At 38.3% G+C, this 17,764-nt stretch carries 10 protein-coding genes; all 10 read right to left on the reverse strand.

Annotation, left to right across the window (positions count from 1 at the left end; translation table 11 throughout):
* Positions 1-96 precede the first annotated feature (96 nt).
* The 10 genes from SPEA_RS12170 to dptF all read right to left on the reverse strand — a co-directional run bounded on the left by SPEA_RS12170 (position 97) and on the right by dptF (position 17,194).
* Entirely contained in the window at positions 97-2,889 is a 2,793-nt protein-coding gene (locus SPEA_RS12170; protein WP_012155545.1) for a sigma factor-like helix-turn-helix DNA-binding protein, read from the reverse strand.
* Positions 2,890-2,900: 11 nt separating this feature from the next.
* Positions 2,901-3,287, reverse strand: coding sequence for a hypothetical protein (locus SPEA_RS12175; protein WP_012155546.1), 387 nt, complete (start codon positions 3,285-3,287; stop codon positions 2,901-2,903).
* A gap of 2 nt (positions 3,288-3,289) precedes the next feature.
* Positions 3,290-4,354 (reverse strand): hypothetical protein, encoded by a 1,065-nt coding sequence (locus tag SPEA_RS12180; protein ID WP_012155547.1) that lies wholly within the window; start codon positions 4,352-4,354, stop codon positions 3,290-3,292.
* Between the two features lie 136 nt (positions 4,355-4,490).
* On the reverse strand, positions 4,491-5,273 hold the full coding sequence (locus SPEA_RS12185; protein ID WP_012155548.1) for an AAA family ATPase: 783 nt from the start codon (positions 5,271-5,273) through the stop codon (positions 4,491-4,493).
* Positions 5,270-5,467 carry a DNA modification system-associated small protein gene (locus tag SPEA_RS12190; RefSeq protein WP_041410947.1) on the reverse strand — a complete coding sequence of 66 codons (198 nt, stop codon included), beginning with the start codon at positions 5,465-5,467 and terminating at the stop codon, positions 5,270-5,272. The genes SPEA_RS12185 and SPEA_RS12190 overlap by 4 nt, the downstream gene beginning before the upstream one ends.
* Positions 5,460-7,580, reverse strand: a complete 2,121-nt coding sequence (locus tag SPEA_RS12195; protein WP_012155549.1) for a DEAD/DEAH box helicase family protein — start codon at positions 7,578-7,580, stop codon at positions 5,460-5,462. Before SPEA_RS12195 ends, SPEA_RS12190 begins: the two co-directional genes overlap by 8 nt.
* Before the next feature lie 369 nt (positions 7,581-7,949).
* Positions 7,950-8,819 carry a phosphorothioated DNA-binding restriction endonuclease gene (locus SPEA_RS12200; RefSeq protein WP_012155550.1) on the reverse strand — a complete coding sequence of 290 codons (870 nt, stop codon included), beginning with the start codon at positions 8,817-8,819 and terminating at the stop codon, positions 7,950-7,952.
* Between the two features lie 224 nt (positions 8,820-9,043).
* Entirely contained in the window at positions 9,044-14,266 is a 5,223-nt protein-coding gene (dptH, locus tag SPEA_RS12205) for a DNA phosphorothioation-dependent restriction protein DptH (RefSeq protein ID WP_041410948.1), read from the reverse strand.
* The gene (dptG, locus tag SPEA_RS12210) at positions 14,247-15,596 is read right to left on the reverse strand and encodes a DNA phosphorothioation-dependent restriction protein DptG (RefSeq protein ID WP_012155552.1); all 1,350 of its coding nucleotides are present in this window, start codon (positions 15,594-15,596) and stop codon (positions 14,247-14,249) included. The genes dptH and dptG overlap by 20 nt, the downstream gene beginning before the upstream one ends.
* Positions 15,597-15,598: 2 nt before the next feature.
* Positions 15,599-17,194 carry a DNA phosphorothioation-dependent restriction protein DptF gene (dptF, locus tag SPEA_RS12215; RefSeq protein ID WP_012155553.1) on the reverse strand — a complete coding sequence of 532 codons (1,596 nt, stop codon included), beginning with the start codon at positions 17,192-17,194 and terminating at the stop codon, positions 15,599-15,601.
* Between the last annotated feature and the right edge of the window lie 570 nt (positions 17,195-17,764).

Below are 17,764 nucleotides of genomic sequence, written 5' to 3' on the forward strand. Positions count from 1 at the left end.
GTGACTCTGACAGAACTCATAACAGTTCTGTCAGAGAATACTTGCCATAAATAAATTAACTAAATATATTACTGCATACGTCCTTTAATAGAATTTTTATTTATACCAGAGTCGATGAATAGGATCGTATATGGCACCTTCACTTATTAATTTCCCTGAGACTGTATAGTCAACTTCTAATCCAGTCAACTCTTCAACTTTTAAATTAATCTCATTAATTGACATTGGTCTAACCATCTCATGAAGGAGTTTTCTGACGGCTTGTGAAGTATTTAAACGCCTAGTGTCTTCTCCCCATTCAGCTAAACCAAGCAAGAGACTTTTTGCTAAATAAAACCTTGAGTCCCTTTGAGCCAAATTTAAAACTGTGTAGCCATTAGGTGATTTTGTACCAAGAATAGCCTCTACCTCTGATGCATGTATGCCTATTTGTTGCTTGTTCAAGTGTGCGAAAATCACATCTAACAAACGCTTATTGTCATCTTTAGTCCCTGGAACATCACGATCTATTAGCCCCCAATAATCAGGACCAATCTGAATCATCCGAGCAGTTCCCTGTATTTGTAAATGTTCATGTACACCGCGAAGTTTCTCTAGTCTTCTTTTTATTTCATTTCCTTTCAAAGGCGTGCCAGCATCTTCAAGAATTCTAGTGAATGCATCCGCCATATCGATTCTATCTTTTGGTGTTTGGTTAGAATCACTACGTGTCCAAACATTCTTATTCAAATATGTGATTTTTGACGAATCTTCTAAAATAATATTCAATATATAATGATCTAGTTTATTCGACAATGAAGGAAAATTATTCAGTAGACTATTTAATATTTCAGTTATATGCCACTGTTTCAAAAGCTCATTTTTTAATAGTAAATTTTCGCAAACAATTTTAATTTGCTCGCAGAGGTCATTAGGTAAAGTATTGAAGTGCTTTAAGCCGTAGGTACCTCGACTAAATAGCCGTCCACCAACACTTGCTACTGAATTATGCGCAGTTCTAACATCGACTTCCTTGCCAAAAATTTTTGAAGCTCTTTTCGCAATTTCAGTAAAGTGCAGCGGAGCCTCTGCTTGCTGCAAAACAGCTAAAACAGCAGACTCTCGACTTTTGCCAATCGCTATTAACTTCGAATTATTTTCAATACCATTAAAAATCATTGCGCTTTCAAAATGGTCAAACAACAAAAAGTATAATTCAGTACAATTATTCTCGGTGACTGCTGATTTCAGTGTTGTTTTGATCTCACTTAATGTCCAAGTACCTTCTTTAGATTTTTCAATTAAATTAATTCTTAATTGAAAAATCAAATTATCCCAAGCCTCTTGCCTTATTCTACCTATAATATTTGCACCATTAACATTGATAATAGATAATTTTCCTTCTGTAAAAGTCTCAATAATGGCTGCAAGGTGTTTGAACTTTCCTATATAACCAGCAAACCAATCATCCTCCGTTTCCAGTAACTCCATGTACAAGGGCTCTGTTCTATTAGTTAGTAATTTATCTATTTTAAAATAGATGCAATCATCCCAATATTCGGTGTCAATAATTCTAGCGACATGCTTTTTTTGTATTTGCCTAATTCGCTCTCGTGTGACTCCAAACTTAGTACCCACTTCCTCTAAGGTTAGAATGTGTCCATGAAACCCCATTCTGAGTTCAATTATTTCTTTTTCTCTATCTTTCAATAAGCTCAATGCCTGAGTGAAATGTTCTTTTAAAGGAATATTCGATGCAAGGTTATATTTAAATTCATTATTACTTTGAGCTGTGAAATCCATTTTTCCGAAAGGCTCTGCAGTAATAGGTTTATGAAAATTTTGTGAAGCATCACTATTTAAAAAAGCATCAAGCTTACTTTGCTTTCGACTTATAATTTCTAGCAATAAACTATATAAGTCTCTAGCAGATTTACGTCCGAAATTTGGCCATGATAGCATGGTCTTGTCAGTAATATCTTTCAAATCATTTAACGAAGTAAATCCATTAACATTGAATACATTAAACAATCTAACAGGTAAATTAAGTTCTTCCAGTGGTTTTTCTAACAAACTAAATGGCAAAATAGCGATTAAAGGCATTAACTCTGTACTAGAAATTTCAGCCTTAAGCAGGTTAAACCTCCCTATCCCAGACGTCTCTTTTAACGTTGCTGGCAACTGGGAGTAGCGATTTATATAACTTACATCGTCATAAACACCGTGACTATAGAGATCATCAAAGAGTTTTACATCATTAACCTTCGCTAAACGAACCCAACCAGAAACCTCACCAGTAAACGCATTTACAGAATAGTATTTACCCTCTGTTGTTTTCCCAAATAATTGTTTTTCTGCTAGAGAAGTTTGGCAATACTTTTCAAGTTCATTTTCCAATACAGTAACAGGCTTGTTAACGGGAAACGATGCTAAGTTATTTTCTACTATATAAGCAAAAATATCCTCTTTAGACTTAGCAGACTTCATTTCATTTAAATAATTTAAAGCTGTAGAGTGTAAGCTCCCCACATTATCTTCTACAACAGTACAATCAGCCCCCTTACTCGAACAATCATGTTCAAGATAACCAAAACCATCTAACATTAAATAAATAGGTACTTTATTATTTGATAACGACACTTCTACAATACTGCCACCAGAACTTTGATAATTGCTTGGTAATGCCCATTTAGCGGCAGCTGTAGATAAAACTTTGCCTTTAAAAGCTAATAATTTATCAGCGTCGACTATATTTGGCCTGACAAAACCAACATGAATCAACCCTGTATATGATTCACTTCCATTTAATGCCTTCCAGGCTTCATGAATGCTAATTAAATCACGATATACACTTATTTTGGGTGCTTCTATTTCGTGATAAAGAGCAAAGTATAATTTTAGTGACGCCATCAATAATTACCTTATTCAGCTAGAAAGTATTCTTCAAAAGGGATCTCACCCGTTTGGTCATACGCGTTATACATCTCTTTAATGCCTTGTTCGGCAAGGCGCTCAATAAAAGAGTAAATGGCTATAGAATCCGAGTTTAAGCCTGAATTTTCTACGACGGAATACAATACTTTGTCAGGATCTAAATCAGCAACACGTAAAAAAGAATTAACACTAGAAGTTAACCCTACAGGAACCGTTTTATTTTTAACCCCTAGTGCAACAGCCAATCGATACAAGTCATAGCGTACTAATTTGTCACCATCTTCACCTGCTAGAGGGTTTAGCTCGTCTAATAACTCATCAATTTTTTCTACGGTAACATCTGTAAGTCCAATTCTATTAGGCTCTGTGCTCATAATTAACGGCTCCGAATAATACGTGATTGGGTTGAAGAAATACGTTCAATGGCATAACGAGCACCAATTCGCTCTTTAAAGTTTTCGATATCTTTATTCGGGTCAATCTCACCTTCATGCACCAACAATACAACTTGGTCAGCCATTTTAGGCAAGTATTTCAGTACATTAGCTCGATGCTTAGGGTCTAAACGCCCAAGTGGTGTATCCATGATAATCGGGCCGGTTTTTCTAGCTGTACGATTTAAACCATCAATAAGTGACAATGCTACAATCTGCTCTGCACCCGCACTACGTTCTTTAAGCGCTCGGCCTTGGTGATCTAAAATCGTTAATCCATAATTTTGGTTAATTTCTAACCCTGAGTACGTCGTCTCTGTCGTTAACTGACTAAACGCACTAGTCGCATATTTTTCAACTTGTAATCGCGCAGAATCTCTTAATTCATTAATGCCTTCACTAAACACACTCTCAAGACTTTGATACAAGCCTACTTTAACCGAACTCAGTGAATTAGTGCCTTGTGTACTTTTTGAAATAACATTGGATATTTGTGTTTGGTCTTTCTTTATTTTTTCTAGGCTTTTCTCTACGCTACTAATATCATTTTCAATGTTAGATAACTGCTTAATATAGCTGTCACGTATATTTCTTTGGCGTGATATCTCGTCAGTATCAAAACCGCTTATTTCATCTTCAATTTCATCTATATTGGTTTCAAGCTTCATTAACTGAACTTTGGACTTCCGCTCTTTTTTTATTAACTCACAAAAACGAACACCTTCAGATTGAGACTGAATTTGTGAAAACTGTTCAATTTTATTATCTAAATCCCGAATATCTTTAATATCAACAAACGACAATGATGCTTCAGCTTTTAATACTGCCACTTGCCCTTTAATCTCTGTAATTTCAGTTTCTGAAATAGTCTGAGAACATGTTGGACAAATGGGATCTAATAAACTTTTTTCTAATTCTAATATTTTAGAATCTAGAATGACTTTATTATTTGAAGCCTCAAACATAGCTGAACGCTGCTCTTTAATATTTATTAAAACCGGTTGCACCCCAGTATATAAAATATCCTTCCATGCATTTTTAAGTAACTGACGACGTTCATTTTGATCGTAAATGATATTGTTTTCAGTTGCTTTTTTAGTTGCAGTTAAAACATCTAGTTCTGCTTTACTTCTTTGCGCGGCTTCAGTGTTTTTTTAATTTTTCGTCAATTGTATCGACTAAAAGCTCAACGTCATTTTTCTGTTCTTTTAGCGATTTCAAGTCAGCTTTGGCTGTATCTTCTTTAACATCTAAATCACTTTGGCGTGTTGCTAAGCTTTTTAGTTCAGATGAATTATTTGCATCACGCGTTTGTATTCTTCGTGATTCTTGCAATAAAACAGCGAAATCTGCACGCCCATTAATTAACGAAGGCACGCCTAAAGCTTGTTCAATATGCAGTTTTATTTTTTCGCCCTGGGCATTTTTATCCAATAATAAGTTTTCATACTCTTGTAATAACTCACCGTCGAATAAAAAGAATCTTGAGATCTCCTCAGGAGAAACTTGGTTAATCTGGTTTAATATTTTATCTCCAGCAATCACTTCACCATCAACTTTTAAACCAATCACCTCTTCAAAGTCATTATCGATTGAAGGCACTGACACGTGACTTTTCTTGGTTATTTTTCGTCGTAATTCATAGCTCTTTTCTTCGTGTGTAAATTTAAGCAAAATTGACATTGACCAATCATCAACACTTGCAGCTTCAATATTAACTAAGTTTACACGTGGAATAGTACGCAAATGACGACCAACCGCCAGTCCGTAAAATCCCCAACGAATAGAGTTCAAAAAACTGGTTTTACCGCGCATGTTGTCTCCATAAAGCAACATAACATTTTGTGTTTCATGTTGCGGAAACTGTACAATTTGCTCACCTTTATAAGGCATGAAATTATTAATAACGATTTCTTGTAACTTCATATTGATAGGTCACCTTGTGGCATTGAAATTGACGCTTCAACTACTTTTTTAATTTCGTTAACGCTATTTCTTTCTTTTTCAAACTGATGCTTTTGCTGAATGGCATAGCACTGTTCAATTAACAGTGAATCTATTGGTACCTCGAGTTGAGCATTAATTTTTAACAATACAGATAATGGATTACTTTTACTCATCTTCAACATCTCCTAACTCTTCAATTCCATCAGTGCCATAGAAGCCACACTCTTGAGGGTCTATACCTAACTCAATTGCGATTGTGATTAATTTAGTCGAACCTGATTTGTTCATTGCGGTGCCTGAAAACTGAATACTTCTTTGTAATTCACTCTTCAATAATGATAATTGACCAGGCTCACTATCTAAACAGATAGGCACCATCACAGCATCATATATAACCGCTTTATGTTTATTGGCGCTTATGCGTAACACGCGACCTCGTCGTTGTATAAATTGCCTTGGATTCTGCGATGAAGCAAGAATAATAACATGTGAAATTTTAGGAATGTCCACTCCTTGGTCTAAACAGCGAATAGAAACCATAATGCCTCCAAATTGCTTAAACCACTCAAGTGACGCAGCGGAATCTCCTTTCATATTGGTATGATATTCACAAGGCGAATGACCACTTTCTTTTAAAGCACTAATAACTTCTCTGACTTGATATTGGTCTTCACAATATACTAACCAGCTCTCACCTTCTTTATAGTTCTCTTTAATCACTCTTGCTGCATAGGGGATTTTAGCAGACGCTTTTTTAGCAATACGCGAACGCTGAATTAACATTAGTTGCAGTTTTACAGAGGTAATTGGTGCTCCATTAGCATCACGTTTAGAGCGCGCATATTCTTTATAAATAGCTTTAGTTTCTAGCTCCCATTGCTCAGACTCTTCTACCGTAAAGCGAATAGCTTCAGGTAAATATTCATACTTAACTAAGCGACCACTATTAATGGCATCTACTAGCGTGAAAGGGGGCTGAACAATATCGCCGAAATAGTTAAATATCTTTTCTGTGCCGACAGGGTCGCCGTAACGATTCGGAGTAGCGCTTAGCCCTAATCGTTTACCAGCATCAATGGTTAGTATATTGGAGTTTTCTAGACTGCCAATTTCATGTACTTCATCAGCCACAATCATTAAATGTGGCCCAGCACATATTGCATTAATAAACTCAGGAAGCCTCGCCGTTGCCATCGTGGCAAGGACCACCCTTACGCCTAAATCTTTATCTGGTTGAGTGATTGTATTTAAGCGTCTATTTTTTCTCCATCGGTCATGCCCATCACCTGCTTTTAGTAATATGACATCAGGAATATCAGACTTTATCTCTTCGGACCACTGCTTATGTAATAAGCGATCAGGTACCAACACTAAAGCGACACCGCCGCCCTTTAAATGCTCATTCAAGGCGACTAATGCTGTGAAGGTTTTTCCGCTACCCGTGGCATGCTCAAATACACCACGGCAACCTTGTTGTTTCCATGCTTCTATCGCGTTGACTTGATGGGGTAAAGGGGTTCTTTTAGGCGCTTCATAATCAATCTGCTCAATGTTTGGGGGCATAAAATAATCATCCAATGTATCGGGCTCTATATCTGCTATCGATTCTTTTGAAATACTTTCTAGTTTTGACTTAGCAACTTGAGGAAAAGGGATCACATCTAAAGCATCTATATCGTTATCCCAAAGTGTTTCAAAATACTCACTGTTTCTATACACCTGACGAGCATCTCTCCCTTCAACCCAGCTTCGAAATACATCAATCGTTTCGTAATTACCACGCTCATGCCAACCATTCCAAGTTTCGTTTATTGAGCCCTTGAAGGTAACTGTTTCATTATTGGCGTGAATAATGCCTACTTTTTCATGAAATAAGCCATTACCTATTTTTCGAAATGCGATTTTAACTTCGAGGCAGCCACACTTGATAAGTGTGGCTAACGCCACCGTATTTTTAATGGTGCTTGTATTTTGCATTAATAAGTTAACTGAACTTAAAAGACTATTTTCGACAAACTGTTCATCAATGACAGGATGATAGCCAGACTCTAACGCTTCAATGTCAGCATTTGATAAGTATTGAGAACAAACAAGCCGAATCTTGCCACCACGTTGAGCAAACTTAACGAGCTCAGGGCCAATCAGTAAAAAGACTGTGGAACTAAAGTAACCAACAGAACGATCATATGAACTAGCTTCTTGTAAGCATGGCTTATAAAAACTATTAACTAAATCATCATGGCCGGTTCTGTATTCTTCTTTTAACTCTATTTCACTTAATTTCACTTAATTTCCCTTCAATCCAATACAGCAACAGAAAATCAACTTCTCCAACATCAATATACAACTTGTTAAATACTAATTTGGATATTTACTAAATATTTTTATATTAAAGACTAAGCGAACACAGAATAGAGATATTATTCACATAGTTTCGTTGTAGTATAATGTAGTGCCATAGTTAATTTGGCTATCATTAGCATATAATATAGCGATTGATGTTTAGCTTGAAAGTTGAAAAAACTTACCTTTAAAGAAAAGAGCAACTTTCTGTCCCCCACACTACATCAGTGAAATATTTGATATTAACTACTCCTTTGATACAAATGTGTCGTTGGATAAAAAATCTGTCTATTAACCATCAAATTTCTTGACCTATTTCAAAACTTCTTTCTGATGCCAAATCAAGTACTCAATATTAGGCAACCAAATATCCTTCTTTGGTAGTTTAATATGTCTACTTTCAAAATCAAAAAATAGTCGCTGGGCTTGCTCACCGCCATTCAAGCTTTCTGACAACTTAATGGTGTAATCCTGTGTAATAGTAAAAGCACCTTTATCAAAAGCTTTATGATGTAATGCACATAGGGTTAAACCATTGTTTACATCGCACGGCCCATGGAACTGCTTCCATTTGATATGAGCAGCTTCTAAGCCTACAGAGATATCGTCCATTCGCAAATCAAAGCCACAAACCGCACACTGGTAGTTATAGGCGCGTAACACTTCTTTTCTAAATCTAGGATCTCGCTTTTGAACCTGCTTAAAGCTGAATTCAAGGCCTAGGTGACGCGTAATATCATCAACAATACTCTGTGGAAAACTATCTTGTAGAATTGTTTCTAGAAGCTCTAGGGTTAAGTTAGAGTCTTGTTTAATCAATTTATAAGCAGCAGCGTTAAAACCACCGCTTACCTGGTGTTTAATTAGTTCACGTTTGCTGGGGTCTGTATTACTCTTTCGAGCAATGCAGTTTTCAGCATTATTTAGCGTCCAAATATTATCGTTTATTAATCGCCAAAATGGGTACTCAGCATGATAAATTGACCGAGCTGGACCAAATCGTTTAAGCAACTCAGTGACCTCTTCGTCAACTTCAGTTTCATAATCAAAATATTGACCATGACCTTGGAGATACTTCGAGAGTGCATAGGCCATCATTAATGGTTTGTTAGGTGCACGCTGATCACTTCGAGACCATCGTTTTACAGCTAAGACTGCAGCCCTAAGTTCATTTGGCGTCATTTAAATGCTCCATTTCAGCTAAAAGCATTAATATTGGCTTGGTGACACTAGAATTGATCAAACTTAAGAAGTGATTGATATCTTGTTTTTTGAGATTTAAATCCATTTAATTGACTCAGTAATCTGTAGTTATTTGATTATATACATTTATTTGGTGCTAATAATATGCGCTATCGCAAAAAACACCCCGAAAGGTGTTTTTTATCAGTCTGTTAGGTAACTCGTTAACCAAGCAGCTCCCAAAACGCTTTATCTTTGATCTTCTGCACTTTCTTATCGCCATCCACATACAAGCTGTAGTGCTTATCTAGCTCACGAATGCTCTTCATCAGGTTTTCTTGGTCTGACTTATCATCCTTGTTGAAGATTGACTTAATGTCTTGGTTTTTAATCTGCGATACACGGTGCACAATCCAGCTTAAGATGTAAGACGAATAATCATTTTCGCTGGTCTTAAAGTGGGTAATATCTTGCGTTGACAAAATCACCCCCACTCCATATTCTCGGCCCTCTTTTAGTACCTTGCGGAGGCTTGGGAAGTTTTGCGACATAAAGTTATCGGCTTCATCAACAAGCAATAGCTTAGTGACTTGTCTAAAGTCGCCCTGCACTTCAGGTTTGCCTTGCTTTTGCATCTGCGAATAGAACAAGTCCATCGTCAATGCCACAACCAGATTTTGAATTTCTGATGGGTAACCTGCTAATTCAACCACTGTTATGCCGTCCACCAGCTCATATAAGCTAGTGCACTTTTCATGGTTATCTTCGAAGATCTCCAGCTCATACAAACTTTCCAGCGCAGCATAGAGTGAATCTTCAGTTGGCTCCGTCTCTTCAAATAGCGCCCAAATATCACTAATTGTTGGCGCCGGTTTGCTCCAAGTACTTTGATCGCCCTTTTTAATACCAGCTAGCTCATAAGCTTCGCCAATCAGCTTTCGCAGTTTTAGTTGTTGCTTCTGCCCTAAACCAAATGCTTTACCCATGGTCTCAGAGAAACCACGCGCCGTATGCACAGGCAGCATAGGTGTATCACCAAATAAACTAAGTGGATTATATGGCAGTTTATGCAGGTTAAACTTTTTACCGTTAGTGGCTGTTAAAAACTTCTCATCGACATAATCTGACTTGTAATCGAAGATCAGAATACCAATAGCTTTACCATCCACATTACGCGCTTGCTGACGATACAACTGAGTCACTACCGACTTGGTACACTGCGTTTTGCCTGTACCCATGGTGCCAATAATGCCTGAGTTGGTGTTCATAAACTTAGCGGTATTGGTTGGCTCCCAATATACTTCTGCATTATCACGCACGTCATGACCCACTAGAATTTTTATAGGCTCATTATCTTGCTCAGGTTGACTAACAGGAGTTTGCCCCGCGGTTTTGGAAGGCACATTCAAATCGCTATGTGCTGTATCTGAATCCTTTTCTACAAGCTCGGCGTCTTTTATTGGATCTTTAGTCGGTAAAAAATCACTGAGCTCGATAGCCCGACTTGAGATCGTATGAGTATCTGTACTTGTGCTTTGTTGAGTAGTTGTTTGTGGCTCAGGTAAATCCTGCTCTGGTTGTTTTCTCGTTTCACTTGAATTAGCTGCAACAAGCAAATATTTTTCTGGAATATGGCAAAGTTGCTCGGGACGAACATCCGTCATTAACTCTCGCAGCGGTGTACTAACAAGTTGTTTCAAATAACTAATAGGCAGCTGAATTTTTAAGATGTCGTCGACTTCATTAAAATCTGCTTCAAAGAAAGTATCGTTTTCAACATGAGAGAGCATAAAACCGTCTGGATAATTTGCTAGCTCAGCAATACTGTAGTCACCTTGTAACCACCATTCTCGATCAGCTAAGAATCCGTCAAAGTAAGTATCTGAATAGAGATTATATAGCTCATACTTGTCGATCTGCATCAGCACCTGTCTGATGAACAGGCCACGATATAACATGCCAGCAAAGTCATTACGGCCCAATATGTCTTCACACAGGTAACGTTTAAGCTCTTTAGCTTGCTGCACACCTTTACTGTGGGTTTGTTTGATGCCGGTTTTCACTTCAAGTGGTAACACGTACATCTGTTTATCTTTAAAGCCGACAAACAGTACATCATCAGAGATGAGGCCTGACTTGTAACCTTGGACGTTACGCGAGAAGTCACTATCAGACATCTTAAGACCGATGTTACCGGTTACACGGATCATCTCGGCAACCGAAAGCGGTACCCAAGTAATATCAGATTGCGACAGTAAGCAGTTTACAAATTTATACGCACCAATAATGCCCTTTTTCTCTTTACGCTCGTTGGCATTAGCGGTGATCATCTTAAGCAGCCACTCACCATTAAAGGCATTAAACTCTTCAGTTATCCCGCCTTCGTCCTGTTCAAGCACCTTCTTATAAAGCTCGGTTTGGCGAGTAACGGTAATTGCGTCGTAATTCGCCGAGTTGGTGTAGTTATCCGAATAGTGGATCAACACCATATCTTTTGCATTCTCGAAAAAATCTAAGGTCACCTTAGGGTCAATAATGGTCGTCCAGATGGAACTGACATAAGAACGCTCTAGTAAGGCTCTAAAGTTATCACTCACCACCAGCGCCATCGACTTTGAGTTACCAGTCGGCTCGCTAGATAGACGCGCAGGCTTGATGAGGCCGCCAAGCTTTTGGGCAATTTGTAGATGTGCTTGCCCTTCGGTATCGACATTCTTAAGGCCGAATGCTGTAAAGTAGCTGTCTTGTTTATTTGCAGCTGCTTCACCCGCCATTAGACCATGACAAACCACTCCACTTAGCTGTTTATCGACATTGACATCTCTTGGCTCTACCTTGCTGTTATTTCGAAAGAAGCTAAGGTGTGAATAAGCTTGTTTGCCATCAATTTTGCCATTCTCAAACTTACTATAAGTGAGTCGAGTGCGTAACAAGTCGATAATCATATCCGCTTGCTCACGTACAGCGCCTTTATCTAGTTCATATAAGTTTTTCAGCTCATCGTAACTCGCCGTCTCGGCGAAGCGATCGAATTCGCTATAGACAAGTTTATCGTCATACAGATTCACATGAACTTGGCAGACCTTATCTTTATTCGCCTTAACAAAATCAACCAACCCCATAAAAATTTCGTGGTTTGATTTGTTATTAACTGAGTTAATAATCAATGTCGCTTTCGGGCCTGCATTAAACAGTGCCGAGAAGGCATTTTTAAATTCACCGACTTTATCTTTTACTAGCTTACGCACATAAGAAAAGCTCGTATCTTGTTGTGGTACGAGTTCTAACCAAAAGCTATTTTCTTTCTCTAACTGACTAAAGGCAAAACCATGAATAGGGTCGTAGATAAAAGGTAATAATCCACGGGCATTTAGTCTATCAAGCGTCACTTTTGGCAGTGTCTTAAAACTATGGCTTTGATCTAGGGTTACATGCTCAGCTAGTGATAAATAGTAAGCAATGACCATAGGGTGGAATGGCGTAATAAATTCTTGGCCACTAAAGGTCGCAAATCCGATATTAATCAACTGCTTTTGCTCTGCCGTAAGCAAAATATCATCGCCGATAGCGCTAATAGCATCATTGTATTGTTTTACAACCTGCCCCGCTAAAACACGATACTCCGGCCCCCAACTACAGAGGCTAGGCAATGTACGGTGTTCATGGTAATAGTCAAATAATGCTCGATAAGCAACAAACAACGAAGGGTATGTCGCCTCAATATCGTTGAGAGATAACGGATTTTGTTGCTCATCGCGTCTAGTGAGCAGCAAACCGTCAACAATTTCAGCTTCCCACTGCAATAGGGTTAAGCGTTTGCCCTTGGGTGAAAGTTCTTTGTTATCGAGTAAGACTTTATTCTTTGCGCGATTAAAGCTACCAAGATAATCATCTTGATATAGTCGCGTAAATCTGTCTTTATCTAAGATCAGTGGCAGTGTTAGTGAGTCTGTTGCGATTGCGCCCTCAACATTAAACGTTAGCCATGAATCTTGACCTTTAACCACAAAATGTAGCTCGTCAGATTCATTCGCTATCTGCTCGAAATTAATCTCGCTTGTCGTTTCATTGTCGAAAACCTGTCCAATCTCATCGAGTACTGCTTTAGTGCCCTCTTTGCCACCGTCTATGCCAATCACAAAACTGCTGTCTTCTGTTTGCAGTGTGATCCGCGCGGTCTTCTTGGATGAAGTTGGTGGTTCGATTAGGAAGTTATTTCTAAAGGCATCAATATAGAAATCGCCGCTTCTAATGACTAACACTTTAAACTTATAGCGTTCCGCTGTTTTCTCTCTTTTTAGATCTAGAGTGAAAAACATCGCTTTGCCAGTATAGGCGCCAGTAACCGTCACTCGGCTGCGTTTTCCGCCTGAGTTCACTGGATTTGCGATTTCAATTAAGTCCGTTTTATTGTGCAGAATTGAACACTGCTTACGTTCGATTTTCCCGCCAATAAATGTCAACTCAAAACCAAAATCTTGTTGGTCTTCTTCTATAACCAAAATCAAATGGCGCTCTCTGCGACCCGCCTTGGTTTCTGACTTATTCTTTGCTATTAGCTCTCCTTGGAGGATCACCTCACTTTCGAGCTCTAATAGGTTTTTTCTGTTTGCTTCCTGCTCTTGCTTACATGCACTAAATTCTAATTCGGTTTTCCAGCTTTCAAGGCCTTCTCCGCCAAAATTTCGCTCAACAAACTTAGAACCGAAATCTTTTTCAGCAAGCTTTTCTTCCAATTCATTAGGGAAATGATGAGTGATACGTTCAATATCTTCATATAGCCGTTTGTTCTCATCGAGTCGTTTATTGATTTGTTCTGGCTTACCATCCCACGTCAGAATTGCAGGGTCATTTAATAAGCCCAGCTCGCTAAACTTTAGATCGCCATCGAGTAGTGCATTGTAAAGTTTTTCAAAACCAAACATGGTTGCACCATCATCGACGATTTGATTAAACCTATGCTCGAGTAAACATTCTGAGACTTTGCGAGTCCCGTTAACGTCATCGATTAACTTGTACATTGCTTGTTTAATCTGCTCTGGGTGCCAGATACTTGCAGGCTGAGCCACATTTTCAGCAGAATTAATCAGCGTGTCTAACATGCTGTTGTGGATCACTAGCAATGCACAGTCTTCAAACTCACCGAATTGCCCAGCAACTTCATCGCGCAAGTGTGAGATGAAGTTCTCTGTAAAACCAGGTGCCGTATTCGAGTCTTCGCTATGTAATACCGGCAAAAGACGAGAATGACCGCATGTGACTATTGATAACTTTGTGCCTTTAACATCAATCGTGCCATCGGCTTTTGATACAATCGAGTCAAACAGTTTCATGCTATTTTCATTATCAGGAGACTGAAACTGATATCGATAGCCAGGCTTAATGGAATGCTGTCCCCAATTTAGGAATTGTTCAGCTAAAAAATCATTAAATTGTTTTAAAGACATATACTGCATCTCCACTGTCACTCATACGCTCAACATTGCCGATGCGTTCGTAAAATTCGATTAAAGCCTGTTGGCTTTGCTTGTCAAAAAAGACACCTCTTGCTTCGAAAGCTAAGATAAGCTCATGGAATCGCAGCTTATCTTTTTCACCCACTGCAATATTGGTCAATAAAATGAGGTAATCTTGATTAAACACCATTACTCGCCCTGCACGCCCCCGACTCTGAATAAAGTGAGAGCAAAGCTCAGCTTCTGCTGATTTGACATATTGCAAATTGATATCGTATCGAGTTTCACCTCGACCAAATTGTGCTGCACCTAGCTTTAGTAAGTTGTCGAGTTGATCTAGTGGGTCTCTAGAATCCGATAGACTGGTATTAAGTTGTCTAGTTTCTTTAAATTCAGCTGCGTAGTTTTCAAGTGCATCTACACATGTTGGGTATTCTGCTAAGTTTTGCGCAAACGCCCAGATAGGCATAGTCTGATTTTTACTATCTTGTAGATTTTCATTCATCGATAAGTAAGGAAAGATACTCCAAAGGGCGGTAGACAATTGCTTATGCCCATAGTCCTTTACCAATTTGCGCTCATCACTTGCTTTTTCGGTATCTAAAATGAAGTAATGCAGCTTAGGGCTTGGCTCACCTGAGCGCCAATCTTTTAAATTTAGTGCCAATTGCGCAGTGTACAAGTGCGCATATAGTCGAAGAAAATCTTTGAAAATAGACAGTAAATATTTAGGCCGTTTACTTAAAAATGTAAGATCTTGTTGGAAATGATTAGCCATAAATGGCAAATATGGCGCCTCCTTAGGCACAACATCACCCTCTTCAGGATCCTGAGTTTTTAGGTGAAGGCTGAGTACGTCATATAGCTGCTGTTCGAGAAAGTTTAGCTTTGCATTCGGTTTTTCTGTAAAAGAAAAATCTTGTAGCAAACTAGCAAACATATTGCCTAAGCGACTGTTTGGCGTATTACCCACAGCCTTATGCGTTTTGAACAATAAGAATTCTGGTGCAATCTTAAACAATTCATCACCTTGAAAATACATCTTATAAAGGATCGGCCAAAAATCAGCTTCATCTAACTTACGCAAGAATGTCTTTTGGCTAGCCTCTTTGAAGTCTGTTAGTTCAAATTGCTTTTTCTTTTTACCGGTTAGATCTGTAGGATCTTTAAAGGGAATAAACTCTTTTCGGTAGGCGTGTTTTACCACGTGCCCTAGTGCACTGTCCCAATCAAAAATGTCATACCTGTCTTTTGTTCGGATAGGAAAGTAACTGTTTAACGTATTGTTTTTTACCTGCAACTCAGATTTTAATCGCAACATAATTATAGGCCACTCACTTCAAATTCATCAAAATCGTCGTTTGCAATTTTGTATCGGTCATTTTTGTAAAGTATGTGCAAAGTACTCGTTTCATTAGCAACTTCAGCTATCTCTTCAACAAGCTCATCTAAGAGCACGACGGTATTTTTATCGTGCTTATTAGGGCGATAGCCTTCAACAATACGTAGCATCAGACTCAATAAGTTGATGTTTGTCGGTAATTTCACGATACGTTTACCCACTTTAAAATAGGTATTGAAGTGTGACGTTTTAGTCTCTTTATCTTCGGCTATCTGGGGCACATGAACTTTAAGCTCTAAATCTGCAGCTAACTGGAAACCATTGTGTTCAGAAATAAAGAACTCGCCTTTGCCTAGCCTTGGCGCATTACGATTGTTGTATTTATGGATAGCAGCAATTGCTACATCTTTATAATATTGGCGTAATGCCAACTTATGCTCATCAGAACCATCAAAGTGACAATGTAGGTGCCAAACCTCAGAATATTTCTTAATCAGATCTTGTTGGAAGTCAGCACAAAATGAAAGGTGATAGTTGTTAGCAAACTCTGAATTTTTTAACAAGTAAAACAGTCTTAGATAAGATTCAGGCGCTAGGGAACGAGTAAAGCCCTTTAATAGAAGGGCTTCTACAAATACCTCATAGTTATGATCAGGTAAGCCTAAACTTCTCGATAAAATGAATTTATCTATATGCTGCGTTCGGATATTAGCAGGATCAAAATCTACAATTTTACTGGCTAATTCGTTATCAAAACCGGTGAATAAGTTATCAAATAAGTAACCAGGCCCTGCTAATAAATGAAATACAAAATCAAGTAATGCACGTGCGGTAAGGAACTGGTCCTTAACTAATCTAGCTTTAAACAAAAGCTCAATAATTGTTTGCTGTACCGCTTCATCACTTAAGAGCTCATAATTGGCACACAACTTTTTGTCTACTGCTTGCGTTAGTGTTTTTTCGTGCTCAAAATGGTCGCGGATGATGTTATTAGTCGGCGCGGTGAGCTTTTGAAACAGCTCTTTTACAAACTCGGCCGTGTAACCATTTTGCCCTAATACAAACTTGGGAAACTTCTCAAAGTCTAAAAACTGGTGATTTGACTCGGTTGGCGAGTCATCAAGGAAGCTTTTTATCGATGATTTAATATCATCGTGCTGCTCTGCGCCTTCTTGCGCATAGTTGCCAAGCATACCGACGTTAATACCAACTACGAGCGTTTTATTAGAAGTACGGTTTTCTTCAAATAAAGTATCAAGTGTTTGGATTGCATTAGAGGTTGGTGAAAAGCTATGGGTCGCATCTAAGTGAAACTTATAGCGGTCTTTAAACATCGCCATTTCACAATAACGCGTTAAGATTTCAGACTTACCATCGCCACTACTGCCGCATAAAAAGATAATGTCATCTTCTGTTGCACTAAGGAGTGCTTCTTTAAAAGCTTGTTCAATGTTGGTCGTAATGAATAGATAATTCTTTATCTGATCTTCGATAGAGTTATCATTTTGATGCAGAGTACGCACCGCATACGGGGATGATTTTGATAAAACAGATAACGCGGATTTAAACCTTAACATAACACTCCAAGCAACATAGCGTTAGCGTGGTAAGCACTTATAAATGTATGGCAAGGCAGACTTGGATTGAGTATCAAATATAGAGCTCACTAATTGTGTGAACCGCACTTTGATTTAGACTCATCTTGAAGCGTCTCTTCCTTAAGCACTTACTCCTTTAATATATGCCCATACAATACGTGTTTGTATAAAAAATACAAGTGAGCCTATTCTTAAAAATCATATAGATGTCTCATTTTTAGCATGAACATCCACTACGAAATTGAATCGTAAATAATTTACTGAAGATAACTAGGTATGGGCGATAGTAACATAGTGTCAAACATGAAATATACAGCTGTATAATCACATGATGAAATAGAAGTACCTAAGCAAGCGTTAATTATGTTTCAATCCCGGTGCAGCTTTGCTTTATAAAAAAGCAGACAAGTTCTAACACGACTAATTTAATTGCTGAATTTCGCTACCGGCAGCTGATCACGAATACCGAAAAACGGATCAACAGCTTAATTTTATCTGCAGCCTGCAGATATGAGGCAAAGCGTTATCAACGACATAACTCATACACAA

This window comes from Shewanella pealeana ATCC 700345 (genome assembly GCF_000018285.1).
GTDB classification, from domain to species: Bacteria; Pseudomonadota; Gammaproteobacteria; order Enterobacterales; family Shewanellaceae; genus Shewanella; species Shewanella pealeana.

Bases quoted from the DNA above. Each gene is read 5' to 3' on its own strand.
- dptH (WP_041410948.1), bottom strand. From the start codon at position 14,266: ATGTCTTTAAAACAATTTAATGATTTTTTAGCTGAACAATTCCTAAAT.
- SPEA_RS12170 (WP_012155545.1), bottom strand. From the start codon at position 2,889: ATGGCGTCACTAAAATTATACTTTGCTCTTTATCACGAAATAGAAGCA.
- SPEA_RS12200 (WP_012155550.1), bottom strand. From the start codon at position 8,819: ATGACGCCAAATGAACTTAGGGCTGCAGTCTTAGCTGTAAAACGATGG.
- dptF (WP_012155553.1), bottom strand. From the start codon at position 17,194: ATGTTAAGGTTTAAATCCGCGTTATCTGTTTTATCAAAATCATCCCCG.
- SPEA_RS12175 (WP_012155546.1), bottom strand. From the start codon at position 3,287: ATGAGCACAGAGCCTAATAGAATTGGACTTACAGATGTTACCGTAGAA.
- SPEA_RS12185 (WP_012155548.1), bottom strand. From the start codon at position 5,273: ATGAAGTTACAAGAAATCGTTATTAATAATTTCATGCCTTATAAAGGT.
- dptG (WP_012155552.1), bottom strand. From the start codon at position 15,596: ATGTTGCGATTAAAATCTGAGTTGCAGGTAAAAAACAATACGTTAAAC.
- SPEA_RS12190 (WP_041410947.1), bottom strand. From the start codon at position 5,467: ATGAGTAAAAGTAATCCATTATCTGTATTGTTAAAAATTAATGCTCAA.